The 14,001-nt window shown below is 54.8% G+C and carries 18 protein-coding genes; 5 read left to right on the forward strand and 13 right to left on the reverse strand.

Annotated elements, in window-relative coordinates:
* Positions 1-33: 33 nt before the first annotated feature.
* The 5 genes from ACQG19_RS17365 to ACQG19_RS17385 all read right to left on the reverse strand — a co-directional run bounded on the left by ACQG19_RS17365 (position 34) and on the right by ACQG19_RS17385 (position 4,016).
* Complete coding sequence (locus ACQG19_RS17365) at positions 34-987, reverse strand: transketolase family protein (protein WP_013098117.1); 954 nt, start codon at positions 985-987, stop codon at positions 34-36.
* Positions 980-1,810, reverse strand: a complete 831-nt coding sequence (locus ACQG19_RS17370; protein WP_029881737.1) for a transketolase — start codon at positions 1,808-1,810, stop codon at positions 980-982. Before ACQG19_RS17370 ends, ACQG19_RS17365 begins: the two co-directional genes overlap by 8 nt.
* A complete protein-coding gene (locus tag ACQG19_RS17375; RefSeq protein ID WP_023622509.1) occupies positions 1,807-3,198 on the reverse strand; it encodes a PTS ascorbate transporter subunit IIC in 1,392 nt (463 codons plus the stop codon). The genes ACQG19_RS17370 and ACQG19_RS17375 overlap by 4 nt, the downstream gene beginning before the upstream one ends.
* Positions 3,199-3,219: 21 nt before the next feature.
* Positions 3,220-3,492, reverse strand: a complete 273-nt coding sequence (locus ACQG19_RS17380) for a PTS sugar transporter subunit IIB (protein ID WP_013098120.1) — start codon at positions 3,490-3,492, stop codon at positions 3,220-3,222.
* Positions 3,493-3,572: 80 nt separating this feature from the next.
* Positions 3,573-4,016: a PTS sugar transporter subunit IIA gene (locus ACQG19_RS17385; protein ID WP_040022368.1), complete on the reverse strand. Its 444-nt coding sequence runs from the start codon at positions 4,014-4,016 to the stop codon at positions 3,573-3,575.
* Positions 4,017-4,251: 235 nt separating this feature from the next.
* Between ACQG19_RS17385 and ACQG19_RS17390 the strand changes: the two genes are divergently transcribed.
* The gene (locus tag ACQG19_RS17390; RefSeq protein ID WP_013098122.1) at positions 4,252-5,271 is read left to right on the forward strand and encodes a LacI family DNA-binding transcriptional regulator; all 1,020 of its coding nucleotides are present in this window, start codon (positions 4,252-4,254) and stop codon (positions 5,269-5,271) included.
* A 3-nt stretch (positions 5,272-5,274) separates the two neighbouring features.
* Here the strand turns inward: ACQG19_RS17390 and yfcD are convergent, their stop codons facing one another.
* Genes yfcD through yfcF form a run of 3 tightly spaced genes read right to left on the reverse strand, consistent with a single transcriptional unit; the run spans position 5,275 to position 7,137 of the window.
* The gene (yfcD, locus tag ACQG19_RS17395; RefSeq protein WP_013098123.1) at positions 5,275-5,829 is read right to left on the reverse strand and encodes an NUDIX hydrolase YfcD; all 555 of its coding nucleotides are present in this window, start codon (positions 5,827-5,829) and stop codon (positions 5,275-5,277) included.
* A 55-nt stretch (positions 5,830-5,884) separates the two neighbouring features.
* A complete protein-coding gene (gene yfcE, locus ACQG19_RS17400; protein ID WP_045903393.1) occupies positions 5,885-6,436 on the reverse strand; it encodes a phosphodiesterase in 552 nt (183 codons plus the stop codon).
* A 56-nt stretch (positions 6,437-6,492) separates the two neighbouring features.
* A complete protein-coding gene (gene yfcF, locus ACQG19_RS17405; RefSeq protein ID WP_013098125.1) occupies positions 6,493-7,137 on the reverse strand; it encodes a glutathione transferase in 645 nt (214 codons plus the stop codon).
* 140 nt (positions 7,138-7,277) lie between these two features.
* On the opposite strand from yfcF, the gene yfcG reads away from it, so the two are divergent.
* From yfcG to ACQG19_RS17425, 4 genes are all read left to right on the forward strand, one after another.
* Positions 7,278-7,907, forward strand: a complete 630-nt coding sequence (gene yfcG / locus ACQG19_RS17410; RefSeq protein WP_023621684.1) for a GSH-dependent disulfide bond oxidoreductase — start codon at positions 7,278-7,280, stop codon at positions 7,905-7,907.
* A 75-nt stretch (positions 7,908-7,982) separates the two neighbouring features.
* Positions 7,983-8,351 (forward strand): dihydroneopterin triphosphate 2'-epimerase, encoded by a 369-nt coding sequence (gene folX, locus ACQG19_RS17415; protein ID WP_013098127.1) that lies wholly within the window; start codon positions 7,983-7,985, stop codon positions 8,349-8,351.
* 13 nt (positions 8,352-8,364) lie between these two features.
* Entirely contained in the window at positions 8,365-9,258 is an 894-nt protein-coding gene (locus tag ACQG19_RS17420; protein WP_038984394.1) for a TIGR01777 family oxidoreductase, read from the forward strand.
* Between the two features lie 44 nt (positions 9,259-9,302).
* Positions 9,303-9,812 carry a GNAT family N-acetyltransferase gene (locus ACQG19_RS17425; RefSeq protein ID WP_013098129.1) on the forward strand — a complete coding sequence of 170 codons (510 nt, stop codon included), beginning with the start codon at positions 9,303-9,305 and terminating at the stop codon, positions 9,810-9,812.
* A gap of 125 nt (positions 9,813-9,937) precedes the next feature.
* Here the strand turns inward: ACQG19_RS17425 and hisP are convergent, their stop codons facing one another.
* From hisP to argT, 5 genes are all read right to left on the reverse strand, one after another.
* Positions 9,938-10,711, reverse strand: a complete 774-nt coding sequence (gene hisP, locus ACQG19_RS17430) for a histidine ABC transporter ATP-binding protein HisP (protein ID WP_020690627.1) — start codon at positions 10,709-10,711, stop codon at positions 9,938-9,940.
* 8 nt (positions 10,712-10,719) lie between these two features.
* The gene (locus tag ACQG19_RS17435; protein ID WP_246931960.1) at positions 10,720-11,436 is read right to left on the reverse strand and encodes an ABC transporter permease; all 717 of its coding nucleotides are present in this window, start codon (positions 11,434-11,436) and stop codon (positions 10,720-10,722) included.
* Positions 11,433-12,119 carry a histidine ABC transporter permease HisQ gene (locus tag ACQG19_RS17440; RefSeq protein ID WP_013098131.1) on the reverse strand — a complete coding sequence of 229 codons (687 nt, stop codon included), beginning with the start codon at positions 12,117-12,119 and terminating at the stop codon, positions 11,433-11,435. Before ACQG19_RS17440 ends, ACQG19_RS17435 begins: the two co-directional genes overlap by 4 nt.
* Before the next feature lie 87 nt (positions 12,120-12,206).
* Positions 12,207-12,989, reverse strand: coding sequence for a histidine ABC transporter substrate-binding protein HisJ (hisJ, locus tag ACQG19_RS17445; protein ID WP_008502592.1), 783 nt, complete (start codon positions 12,987-12,989; stop codon positions 12,207-12,209).
* Between the two features lie 226 nt (positions 12,990-13,215).
* Positions 13,216-13,998, reverse strand: a complete 783-nt coding sequence (gene argT, locus ACQG19_RS17450; protein ID WP_246931962.1) for a lysine/arginine/ornithine ABC transporter substrate-binding protein ArgT — start codon at positions 13,996-13,998, stop codon at positions 13,216-13,218.
* Between the last annotated feature and the right edge of the window lie 3 nt (positions 13,999-14,001).

A 14,001-nucleotide genomic window follows, 5' to 3' on the forward strand; every position in this document is an offset into this window, starting at 1 on the left:
GAAAGGCGACCACTCACGGGTCGCCTTTTTTATTTACAGCAGCTCTCGCGCCGCTGAAACAATGTCATGCGCCGTCAGGCCATACTCCTTCTGCAGGAAGTCCTGCGTCCCTACCTGGCCGTAACGCTCCTTCACCCCCACCCGACGCATCGGCACCGGGCAGGTCTCCACCAGCACTTCCGCCACCGCCGAGCCCAGCCCGTTGTGAATGCTATGGTTTTCGCAGGTCACGATCCGCCCGGTTTTCTCGGCGTAGTTTTTCACCAGCATCCGGTCGATGGGCTTCAGGGTAAACATGTCTATCACTGCCGCGCTAACGCCCTCCTGCTCAAGCTGACGGGCCGCTTCCAGTGCTTCGGCCACCATAATGCCGTTTGCAATCAGGGTAATGTCGCTTCCTTCGCGCAGCACATTGCCTTTGCCGATGGTAAACGTTGAACCCGGGGCATACACGCTTGGCGCCTGCTTACGGATAGTACGTACCCAGTAGAACCCGTCGAGGTCGATAAGCTGGCGCAGTATGTCTTCAAACATCACCGCGTCGGTCACCTCCAGCACTACCGAATGCGCCAGACCGCGCACAATGCCCATATCCTCGAACGACATATGCGTCCCGCCGTTGTGGCAGGCCGTCACGCCCGCATCCGAGGCAATCACCTTCACGTTATTACGCTGGTAGTCCAGGGACATAAACAGCTGGTCGAAGCAGCGACGGCTGGCAAAGGCGGTAAAAGTATGAACAAACGGCTTGCGGCCGGTGAGTGACAGCCCGGCCGCGGTACCGATCACGTTGGCCTCCATAATGCCGCAGTTGATCACATGTTGCGGATAATCGCGCGCCACGCCGTCCATCGCCATTGAGCTCATCAGATCCGCTTCCAGGGCGATGATCTCGCTCCCGGCTTCAATCTGTTTTGCCACAAAGCCCGCGTAGATCTTACGCATCTCTATGGCATCTTTCTGTCCTGCAGGTGCAACTTTAATCATGAGTTACCTCCAGCTGGCGGATCGCCTCGTCGAGGGCCGCTTTGCTCTCCGGGGTCAATCGCAGATGGTGCGAGTTACCCAGCTGTTCCAGATACGCCACTCCCTGTCCTTTGATGCTGTCGAGGATCACCACCCGCGGACGCGCATCCGCTGGCGGAACCGGTGCAGTGACCTTCAGCAGTGCCGGGATGTCATCTCCTTTCACCGTCACCACGTCAAAACCAAAGGCGCGGAATTTCCCTTCCAGATCGAACGCGCAGATGATCTCATCCAGCTCGCCATCAAGCTGTTGTTTATTCCAGTCCACAAACACCGTCAGGTTGTTAAGACGATGGTGGGCAATAAACTGGAACGCTTCCCAGCACTGCCCTTCGTTCAGCTCGCCGTCACCGACGATGCAAAAGACCCGATTTGACCGCCCGGCCAGCTTATGCGACAGCGCCATGCCGCCCGCGATGGAGATCCCCTGGCCAAGCGAACCGGTCGTGGCATCCACACCGCGTGTTTTTAGCCGGTCCGGATGGCTTGGCAGGCGTGTGCCGTTCTGGTTAAGCGTGCTCAGCTCTTCCATCGGGAAATAGCCCTTAATCGCCAGCGTACTGTACAGGGCCGGTCCCGCATGGCCCTTCGACAGAACAAAGTAGTCTCGTTCTGGCCAGTCCGGGTCTGCCGGGTCAATTTTCATTACCGCGCCGTACAGTACGGCCAGGGTTTCGACGACCGACATACTGCCGCCGTAGTGACCAAATCCCAGCTGCGTCAGCGATTTCAGGGTCTCGAGTCGAATTTGACGCGCGAGTTCGGTTATCTCATTCTCATTCATGATTTGGCTCCGGTGTTTTCCTGCGCATTACCACCCGCAGATTTGTTTTTCGCGAACACGTTGTACGCCACCAGCAGCGCGAACAACGCAACGACAAGCCCGGTGATGGCCAGCGGTGACAGGAAGCGCGCCAGGTTGCCAAGCACAATCCCGACGGCGCCGAAATCAGCGTCCGAGAAAGTGGTATTGGCAAAGCCAATGGCTCCCAGTACAGGCAGCAGCAGCACCGGCAGGAAGGTGATTAAGAGCCCGTTGGCAAAGGCGCCAATCATTGCCCCGCGACGTCCACCGGTGGCGTTACCAAACACGCCCGCGGTTGCGCCGGTGAAGAAGTGCGGCACCACGCCCGGCAGGATCAGCACCCAGTTAAACTGGCCGCAGATAATTAACCCCACAATTCCCCCGAGGAAGCTGAACAGGAAGCCAATCAGCACCGCGTTGGGCGCATACGGATAGACCACCGGGCAGTCCAGGGCCGGACGCGCATTGGGCACCAGTTTTTCTGAGAAGCCGGTAAAGGCCGGGACGATTTCTGCCAGAATCAGGCGTACACCCTGCAGGATGATGAACACCCCTGCGGCGAAGGTGATTGCCATGATAATGGCGTAGACCAGGTAGTTCTGACCGCCGCTGAAGGTCGCCTCGACGTATTCACGCCCGGCGCTCACCGCCATGATCAGGTAGATAATCATCATGGTCAGAGAGATGGAGATCGAGCTGTCACGCAGGAAGCTCAGGTTCTTCGGCAGGTTCATCTCTTCGGTTGAACGTGAACCTTTGCCGACCTTACTGCCAATCCAGCCGGACAGCACGTAGCCCAGGGTGCCGAAATGGCCGAAAGCAATATCATCGTTGCCGGTAATGCGCTTCATGTAACGCTGCGCAATCGCCGGGAAGAAGGCCATGACCAGCCCGAGGATCAGCGACCCCGTAAAGACCAGACCTACCCCTTCAAAGCCCGCAACCGTGAGGATCACCCCAATCATGCACGCCATGTAGAACGTGTGGTGTCCGGTCAGGAAGATATACTTCAGACGGGTAAAGCGGGCGACGAGAATATTGGCCACCATCCCAAACGCCATAATCAGCGCAGTCGAGGCCCCATATTTTTCCAGCGCAATGGAAACAATCGCTTCATTATTGGGAATAATGCCCTGAATATTAAAGGCGTGTTCAAACATACCGCCTAATGGATTTAAAGACCCCACCAGCACGGTGGCGCCACCGCCCAGCACAATAAACCCGAGAATAGTTTTAATGGTCCCTTTTACAACGTCAGAAAAGGCTTTTTTCTGCGCAACGAGACCAATTAAGGCAATCAGGCCTACCAGCACGGAAGGGACTTTTAAAATATCGACAACGAAATTCAGCGTTTCAAGGATAAACATATCCACCTCGCCTTATCAGGGTTATTGTCTTTCGAACCAGGCACGCAGCTGCGCTTCAAGTTCGTTGATATCGATGATGTTGTTGATCACCACCAACTGGTTTTCCGGCACGCTGGCGCTGGAGGCAATATCTTTCGCCATCACGAAAAGATCGGCCGCACCGGGCGTGGCTGAAGAGAGATCGGAGTGCTCAACCTCGGCGTCAATGTCCAGCTTCTTAAGCACTTTTTTAATATTCATTTCGACCATAAAACTACTGCCCAGGCCAGAACCGCATATAGCCATGATTTTCATTGTTGTCCCCTTTTTTGCGTAGAGTATGTCCCATCACGCTTGCGCGTAATGTGTGTGACGAGTCGGATTAAATAATTAAATCAGAAGCGGTCGATTATCTTTTTTATTTCCTCCAGGGTATTCGCCTGATGTAATTCTGCCATATCCTCATCGCTTGAAAATAATTCAGCCAGCGCGGAGATCATTTCGATATGGCTGTGTTTATCCGGTGCCGCCAGCATAACGATCACATCGACGGGATCAAATTCGCCTGCACCGAATGAAACGCCCTTCCTGAGTTTTAATAATGAGAGGCCCAGTCCTTTTGCCCCCTCTTCCGGCCGCGCATGCGGCATGGCCAGCCCTGGTGCCAGCACATAATAGGGTCCTAAAGTGTGGTGCTGCTCAATGATGGCCGTTACGTATCCCGGCGCAATGACCTGCAGCTCCAGCAACGGTTTCGCGCATATCTCCAGCGCCTGCGGCCAACTCTCAACGCTATCCTGCAGCGTGATGGTTGTATCATATATCCACTTTTTGAGCATTTTCCCTCCCGACATCGCGCTAAAGATGAACAAACTTTATTCAACGCATAACGAATTGGCTGCGATCGGGATCACAAAGATAGCGCTACCAAGATCTAACATTCAGAAGTGTGATAGCGCTATCAAATTAACATCCTGGCGCGAAATCACAGCAAAAAAAGGGATTTAAGGCGTATACTGCCTGTCACGTGAAGCGAAGGATGAAATGAGTGGCGTCCTGTCAGCAGGAAGGTGTATGTCTCTAACCCGAAAACGGCGCAGTACCGGTAAAGTGACACTTGCCGATGTCGCACAGCTTGCCGGTGTGGGCACAATGACCGTGTCCCGTGCTCTCCGCACGCCTGAACAGGTTTCCGATAAACTGCGAGAAAAAATAGAAGCCGCGGTACAAGAGTTAGGCTATATGCCCAATCTTGCAGCCAGTGCGCTGGCTTCGGCCTCGTCATGGACGATTGCGATGGTCGTCCCCAATCTTTCCGAAGCCGGTTGTTCCGAAATGTTCGCCGGGCTCCAGCAGGTGTTACAGCCCGCCGGCTATCAGATCATGCTGGCCGAATCCCAGCATCGTCTTGAACAGGAAGAGAAATTGCTGGAAACGCTGCTGGCGTCAAATATCGCCGCAGCGATATTGCTCAGCGTCGAACATACTGACACCGTGCGTCACTGGCTAAAAAACGCCTCGATTCCGGTGATGGAGATGGGCGCCATGCGCGCCGATCCTATCGATATGAATATCGGGATTGATAACGTCGCGGCCATGTATGAACTTACGGAAATGGTCATCAAACGCGGCTACCAGAACATCGGCCTGCTGTGTGCCAACCAGGAGCAGTGGATTTTCCAGCAGCATTTGCAGGGCTGGTACAAAGCGATGCTGCGCCACCATATGTCGCCTAACCGGGTGATTAACGCCGCCATGCCGCCGAGCTTTTCAACGGGGGCCGCACAACTTCCTGAATTTCTGCTGGCGTGGCCGGAGCTGGATGCGCTGGTTTGCGTCTCAGATGAACTGGCCTGTGGCGCGCTGTACGAGTGCCAGCGCAGGCGTATCAAGGTGCCGGACGATCTGGCCGTGGTCGGGTTTGGCGACAGCGACGTCAGCCGTGTCTGTCAGCCGCCGCTGACGACGATGGCAGTACCCCATCGTAAGATTGGTATTGAAGCGGGACGTGCATTGTTGGAACGTCTGAATGACGGAGACTGGCGCGATCAGAAACCCATCGCATCCAGTCTGTGTCTGAGGGAGAGCTGCTAAAGCTTATTCGGCCTCTTCTTCTTTCTCAGATTTAGTCGATTCGTTTTTGGCGTTGCGGGTCATCCACAGCGCCAGTGCTTTTAACGAATCCGGCGTGAACTCGTCACAACGCGCGGTGATCTCTTCCGGCGTCATCCAGCTCACTTCGCTTACTTCTTCTTCCTGCAGGGCGAACGGCCCGTGGGAAACGCAGCTAAACAGCCCGCCCCAGACACGGCAATGTTCGTCTTCAAAATAGAACTGTCCATGCTCGGCAAACGGTACGCCCGCAATGCCTAACTCTTCTTCCGCTTCACGGCGTGCGGAATCCAGCAGGACCTCATCCGCCTGAACGACACCGCCCGCAGTGGCATCCAGCATACCAGGGAGAAAATCTTTGGTGTCCGTGCGGCGTTGAACCAAAATTTTGCCCATGCCGTCATGAACAACAATATACGTCGCACGATGACGCAGGCGTTCAGCGCGCATTTGTTCGCGGCTGGCCTGCGCGATCACTTCATTCTCTTCGTTGACAATGTCAACCCACTCTGTACTTGCCAAATGACTCTGCTCCACCATCGGGAAACCTTCTCGTCTAAGCGCTCTTACGGCGCGTTTACAGTTGAGGTGTAACTTACGGATTAATCGCTACCTGTGCAATAACTTGCTGATCATTAAGTGCGATAACGCTTAACGTATGCTCATCAAGCATGCCATAGCTCGCCGGGTATCCGCCTTTCGGGATGCTGACCGAACCTGGGTTGAAGTGATAAATCTCCCCGCGTTTTTCTGCTACCGGAATATGAGTATGGCCGTAAACCAGGACATCGCCAGCGGCCAGCGCCGGGAGATTATCCGGGCTAAAAAGATGACCATGTGTGAGGAACAGACGGCATTTTTCCAGCAGCACCTGTTGCCACGGAGCGGTCATGGGGAAGTGCAGCAGCATCTGATCCACTTCGCTGTCGCAGTTACCGCGCACGGCGATAATGCGCGAGGCATACGGGTTGAGTTTTTCCACCACCTGCGCAGGGGCATAGCCTTCCGGCAATGCGTTACGTGGACCATGGTTCAACACGTCACCCAGAATAACCAGCCACTGCGCCCCAATTTGTGCGAACAGGGAAAGAACGCGCTCGGTCGCGGGCAGCGATCCATGGATATCCGACGCAAACATCAGTTTCATCAGTCACTCCTCAGAAAAACAGACTGCCCTTATCATACCTTAAGCGCCAGGGCTTATCAGCCGACGCGCTTAGCGGAGAGTGCCACATAGCGCTGCACCGACGCACGTTGCCACTGGAAAGTGGCGTAATCCACCAGCAGCTGGGGGACGTCATCGCCGTTAAGGATCAAGCGGTTCAGCATCAGCGCCAGGTCGGTATCGGCAATACACCATTCGCCAAACAGGTTCGGGTTACCGTGGGCCAGCAGCGAGGTGGCGGTGTCAATCAGCTTTTGCGCGCTCTGCGCCCCCTCAGTACTCAGGGCGGGCTTTTTCACACCCGCAAATACCACATCCGTGGAGCGTTCAACGCGAATCGGCACCAAATCGCTGCGTAGCCACGCCTGGATTTGCCGTGCCCGGGCCCGCTTTTGCAGATCGTGAGGATAAATACGCTCCCACTCTGGTGGTGCGAACCGATCTTCCAGGTATTCATCGATCGCCGACGATTCACTCAGCGCGAAGCCATCAATGTCCAGTACCGGCACGCGCCGGGTCAGATCGTAACCCTGCCACTGCGGTTTCAGGTGTTCACCGCCGTCCAGATCAACGGTTTTCAGGCTAAATGACAGCCCTTTTTCCGCCAGCGCCACGTACACGCTCATGACATAGGGTGAAAAGAATTGGGCATCGGACCACAACGTGATTACAGGCTGGTTCATAACATCCTCATCGGCTGATCGGTATTCCCTCAACATATAGTCTCTTTACGCCGCTGTCACTTGATGAAAACTCACGATTTTGCACAACCACCTATACTGATTGGTCATGGCATTACACTTCACACTGACAGGAGTTGAGAATGATCGACCTTTATTACGCCCCTACTCCAAACGGCCATAAGATCACCCTCTTTCTTGAAGAAGCCGAGCTGGAATACAGGATCATCCGCGTGGATATCAGCAAAGGCGATCAGTTCAGGCCTCTCTTTCTGGCCATCTCACCGAACAACAAAATCCCGGCCATCATCGATAACCTGCCAGCTGATGGCGGCAAACCGTTGAGCCTGTTTGAATCGGGGGAGATTTTGCTCTATCTGGCGGAGAAAACCGGCAAACTGCTGAGCGGGGAACTGCGCGAGCGTCACCACACGCTACAGTGGCTGTTCTGGCAGACAAGCGGCCTGGGCCCGATGCTGGGGCAGAACCACCACTTTACCGCTTACGCGCCACAACCCATCCCGTATGCGATAGAGCGCTATCAGGTGGAAACGCAGCGGCTGTACGGCGTACTGAACCGTCGTCTGGAAAAATCACCGTGGCTCGGGGGCGATCATTACAGTATCGCCGATATCGCCTGCTGGCCGTGGGTCAATACCCATGAACGTCACCGTATTGATTTAGCCTCTTACCCGGCGGTTAACAACTGGTTTGAACGTATCCGCACCCGCCCGGCGACCGAGCGTGCGATGAAAAAAATCCAGGAGATTTAGGCCTGCGCCCGGTTGGGCGCGTGTCAGGCTCTCATGTATTATGGGGAGGAAATACTGACACGGAGAAGACCTGCAATGTCGCAGCATGACGCTATTATTCGTATAAAAAATTTACGCTTACGTACTTTTATCGGTATCAAAGACGAGGAGATCGCCAACCGTCAGGATATCGTGATTAATGTGGTTATCCACTATCCGGCAGACAAAGCGAGAGGCAGTGAAGATATCAATGACGCGCTGAACTATCGCACGATTACGAAAAGCATCATTCAGTACGTGGAAAATAACCGCTTCTCTCTGCTGGAAAAATTAACTCAGGATGTGCTCGACATCGCACGCGAACATCACTGGGTCACTTATGCTGAAGTAGAGATCGATAAACTTCACGCCCTGCGTTATGCCGACTCCGTCTCCATGACGTTAAGCTGGCAGCGCCGGGCGTAAACCTGGAGGTTGTATGAAGATTCTGCTGACCGGCGGTACAGGCCTGATTGGCCGTCATCTCATTGCGCGCCTGCAGGCGTTACATCACGACATTACCGTGGTAACGCGCAGCCCTGAGAAAGCGCGCCAGGTGCTGGGTGCCGGTATCGACATCTGGAAAAATCTGGCTGACCGGCAGAATCTGGACGGTTTTGACGCCGTCATCAACCTGGCCGGTGAACCTATCGCCGACAAACGCTGGACGGAAGAGCAAAAACAGCTGTTATGCAGCAGCCGCTGGAACATCACCGAAAAGCTGGTCGAGCTCATCCGTAACAGCCATACCCCGCCATCGGTACTGATTTCCGGTTCTGCGGTAGGCTATTACGGCGATCTCGGTGAGGTGGTCGTGACCGAAGAAGAGCCGCCGCACAACGAGTTTACCCATAAGCTCTGCGCCCAGTGGGAACGTATTGCCTGTGCTGCCCAGAGCGATAATACCCGCGTGTGCCTGCTGCGTACCGGCGTCGTTCTCGCGCCGAAAGGCGGCATTCTGGCGAAGATGCTTCCTCCGTTCCGGCTCGGACTGGGCGGCCCCATCGGTAATGGTCGTCAGTATCTGCCGTGGATCCACATCGACGATATGGTCAACGGTATTCTCTGGCTGCTGGATAACGATCTGCGTGGGCCGTTCAATATGGTTGCGCCGTACCCGGTGCGTAACGAGCAGTTTGCCCACGCGCTGGGTCATGCTCTGCATCGCCCGGCGATTTTGCGCGTGCCCGCAACCGTGATTCGCCTGATGATGGGTGAAGCGTCCGTGCTGGCGCTGGGCGGGCAGCGCGCGCTGCCTAAACGGCTGGAAGCGGCCGGGTTTGCGTTTCGCTGGTATGACTTAGAAGAGGCGTTGAGGGATGTGGTGGGGTGAATATGTTACATTTGTATGCCATGTCCCGATGAAATGGCGTAACTATGGCAACCATCACCACACCCCGGCTTCACCTCACCCCTTTCGAACCCACTGACTGGGCCTTCTTCCGCTCGTTGCGGGAAGATCGCAATATCATGCGTTACATGGCCGCCATCGCGCCGGAAAAAGAGACCCGGCGCGTATTTGCTGCGCGCTTAACGGCGGCGCACGTTTTTGTGATTCGTTTTCATGATGATGACACGCCGCTGGGCGATATCGGCCTGCAGATCAGCCCAGAGAATCGTGAAGAGGCTGATATTGGCTATACGGTTGTGCCTGCCGCGCAGGGGAAAGGTATCGCCAGTGAGGCGTTGCGCGCGGTATGTGAATATGCGTTTAACCAGACCGGCGTGAAAGCGATTAACGCCTACGTGCTGGCGGACAACGGCGGGTCGGTGCGGGTACTGGAGAAAGCGGGGTTTGTGCGTACGCAGGTGCTGGAGAAGGCGTACGAGATTGACGGCGTACGGTATGACGACTGGGTGTATCGGCTGGAGTGCGGTGCGGTCTGATGCCCTCACCCCGGCCCTCTCCCACAGGAGAGGGAGAAAACCCAGCCTGTAGGCCCGGTAAGCGAAGCGCCACCGGGCGATTGGGCTGCACCGCGGCCCTCTCCCACGGGGAGAGGAGGCAAAACTTACTTCAAAGAGCCCTTCAGGAACTGCTGCAAACGCGGGCTTTGCGGATTCGCCAGCACCTCATCCGGATGCCCCTGCTCTTCGATTTTTCCCTGATGCAGGAAGATCACGTGGTTCGAGACGTTGCGGGCAAAGCCCATCTCGTGCGTTACCACAACCATGGTTTTACCCTCTTCGGCCAGCTTCTGCATGATGCGCAGTACTTCACCAACCAGTTCCGGGTCAAGTGCTGAGGTCGGTTCGTCGAACAGCAATACTTCAGGCTCCATCGCCAGCGCACGGGCGATAGAGACACGCTGCTGCTGACCACCAGAGAGATGCACCGGGTACTTTATCTGCTGTCGCTCATCGATACCCACTTTCGCCAGGTATTTCACCGCGCGCTCACGGGCCTCCTGCTTGCTTAAACCCAGCACCTGAACCGGCGCTTCCATCACGTTCTCCAGCACCGTCATGTGGCTCCAGAGGTTGAAGTGCTGGAACACCATTGTCAGCCGCGTGCGCAGCAGGCGCAGCTGGTTCTTATCTGCCACCTTAAGCTGGCCGTCTTTATCCCGGGTCAGATTGATATTCTGCCCGCTCACCACAATTGAGCCTTCACTCGGCTTTTCGAGGAAGTTGATGCAGCGCAGGAAGGTACTTTTCCCCGAGCCGGATGATCCGATAATACTGATCACGTCGCCTGCATTTGCCTGCAGCGACACCCCTTTCAGCACTTCATGTTCGCCGTAGCGTTTGTGCAAATCAATTACGTTTAATTTGTTCTCAGCCATCATCATTCTCAGTGCGTCGAAGAGGGTTTTATATGCTGCAACCAGCGCTTTTCTGCCTTACGGAACAGGCTAATCAGGACGTATGAAATAATCAAATAGAGCACTGCCGCAATGCCAAACGCGGTAAACGGCTGATAGGTCGCAGAGTTAATATCGCGGGCGATTTTAAGCAGGTCCGGCACCGTGGCGGTAAAGGCCAGCGCGGTGGAGTGGAGCATTAAAATCACTTCGTTACTGTAGGCTGGCAATGCGATACGCAGCGCCGAGGGTAGAATAATGCAACGGTACAGTTTCACCGACGAGAAACCGTAAGCGCGCGCCGCTTCGATTTCTCCGTAAGGAACGGAGCGGATGGCCCCGGCGAAAATCTCGGTGGTGTAGGCGCAGGTGTTGAGCGTCAACGCCAGCACCGTACAGTTCAGGCCGCTGCGGAAGAAGGCGTTCAGCATCTCGGTGCCTTTCACAATCTCCAGCGTATACATGCCCGAATAGAACACCAGCAGCTGTACGTAAAGTGGTGTACCACGGAATACGTAGGTAAACAGCCAGATCGGGAACTGAATAAATTTATTGTTCGACACGCGGCCAATGGCAAGAAACACCGACAGAATGCCACCCATCACCACCGAAGAGATCAGCAGCCACAGCGTAATGGCCACGCCGGTGAAGCGATAGCCGTCCGTCCACAGCAGCGATTTCCAGTATTCCTGAATAATCTCAATCACAGGTCAGCCCTCTTCACACCCACGGAGTAGCGACGTTCGAGCAGAAGCAGCACACCATTGGAGACGGTCGTAAAGACCAGATAGATCACGCCACACACCACCGCAAAGTAGAACGGCTCCCAGGTACTTTTACCGGCAAGCTGCGTGGCCTTAACCACATCTTCCAGACCCAGCAGAGAGACCAGCGCCGTGGCCTTGAGGATAACCTGCCAGTTGTTGCCAATGCCCGGAAGCGCGTAGCGCATCATGGCCGGGAACATAATCCGGCGAAACGTCTGGGAGGAGGTAAAACCGTAGGCGGTCGCCGCTTCTATGTGTCCTTTCGGTACCGCCATATAAGCGCCGCGGAAAGTTTCGGTAAAGTACGCGCCGTAGATAAAACCGAGAGTGATAATACCGGCCACCATCGGGTCGATATCGATCTGCCCCATTCCCATGGCGTCCGTCACGCTGTTAAGCGCGATCTGCAGCCCGTAAAAGATAAGCAGCATCAGCACCAGATCGGGAACGCCGCGAATCAGCGTGGTATAACCTTCAAAAATCAGCGCCAGCGGTTTGTTAGCCGAAAGCTTCGCCCCTGCGCCTGCCAGACCTATCAGCACCGCCAGCACCACGGAGCTGATAGCCAGCTCAAGGGTGACAAGCGCGCCCTGTAAAATAACGCCAGAAAATCCGTACAGCATACCGCGAGCCCTGTCGTATCGTGAGTGATGGACCGTGTCTTATCCCCTCCCTGAGCGGGAGGGGCCGCACGTTATTTGACGGGGCGATTAGCCGCCGTAAACATTAAAATCGAAGTACTTTTTCGCCAGTTTGTCGTACGTGCCATCAGCGCGCATTTCAGCAAACGCTTTGTTCAGCGCTTCGCGCAGCTCGTTGTCTTCTTTACGCAGACCCATACCGGTGCCGACACCAAACAACTTCACATCTTTAATGGATGGACCGCCAAATTTGTAATCTTTACCTACCGGCGTCTTCAGGAAGCCTTCGCTCGCAGCGACTTCATCCTGGAAAGCGGCGTCGATACGGCCTGCCGTCAGATCAGCGTAGATATTTTCCTGGCCCTGATAAGAGACGATTTCAATCCCCTTCGGTGCCCAGTGTTCATTACCGTAGGTTTCCTGGGTAGTGCCCTGCAGCACGCCCACGCGTTTGCCCTTCAGTGATTCGAGGGTTGGCTGGATGTCAGACGATTTAGCCACCACCAGACGAGAATCTGCCGCATAGAGTTTGTCGGTGAAGGCAATCTCCTGCTGACGTTTTTCAGTGATGGAAAGTGAGGACATGATAACGTCGATTTTTTTTGCTTTCAGCGAAGGGATCAGCGCATCCAGCGGGTTCTCAACGTAGGTACACTGCGCTTTGATGCGTTTGCACAGCTCATTGGCCAGATCAATGTCAAAACCGACCAGTTCACCCTTCGAATTCTTAGATTCGAACGGGGCATAGGTAGGGTCGGTACCAATACGAATTTTCTGCGGAATTGCTGCGAACGCCGCGGTAGCGCTGGAAAAGGCCAGCACCAGAGATAACGACAACACGAGTTTTTTCATATCTGTCCTCAACAAACTGTCTTCTTACGTGATTTTTACGACGACGGGGTGGTGCTAATGTGCCATCAATCCACGCCATCAGGCAAAGATTAATGCCTTTCAGGCGAGATTTTTTGCATGATAAATGCGTAAGTATGCACACAGCGATCCAATACGGTGCACGAAACGCACCATATTGGATCAATCACACCCGCAATGCACCAGAACAGTGCACAATCATCGAGTATCAATCACCGTAGACGTTGAAGTCGAAGTATTTCTTCGCCAGTTTGTCGTAGGTACCGTCTTTGCGCAGTTCTGCAAACGCTTTGTCGAAGGCGGCTTTCAGCTCGGTATCATCTTTACGCAGGCCAATACCGGTGCCGTCACCAAAGTATTTTTTGTCTTTCACGGACGGGCCAGCAAAGGCGTAGTCTTTACCTGCCGGCTGTTTCAGGAAGCCTTCACTTGCGGCAACCTCATCCTGGAATGCCGCATCCAGACGACCGGCCGCCAGGTCAGAATAAATCAGATCCTGGTTCTGGTAAGCCACCACGTCAACGCCCTTCTCACGCCAGTTTGCATTGGCATAACCTTCCTGAGTCGACCCCTGCAGCACGCCGACATGCTTACCTTTCAGGGAGTCAATGGTTGGCTGAATGGGGGAGCCTTTTGCCGCAATCAGACGGGAATCCGCGGCGTAGAGCTTGTCAGAGAAGGCAATCTCCTGCTGACGTTTTTCGGTGATGGAAAGAGAAGAGATAATGGCGTCGATTTTCTTGGCTTTCAGCGACGGAATTAACGCGTCAAAGTCGCTGCCCACCCATGTGCATTTCACCGCAATGCGTTTGCACATCTGATTACCCAGATCGATATCAAACCCTACGAAATCGCCTTTCGCATCCTTGGAAGAGAATGGCGCGTAGGTTGCGTCTGTACCGATACGCACTGTCTGTGGAAGCGCTGCATAGCTACCTGCGGCTGCACTTAACCCCACCAGCAAAGACAGAGCCAGAACCGTCTTCTTCATACA

Source organism: Enterobacter cloacae complex sp. 277I4, assembly GCF_050031465.1.
GTDB classification, from domain to species: Bacteria; Pseudomonadota; Gammaproteobacteria; order Enterobacterales; family Enterobacteriaceae; genus Enterobacter; species Enterobacter cloacae.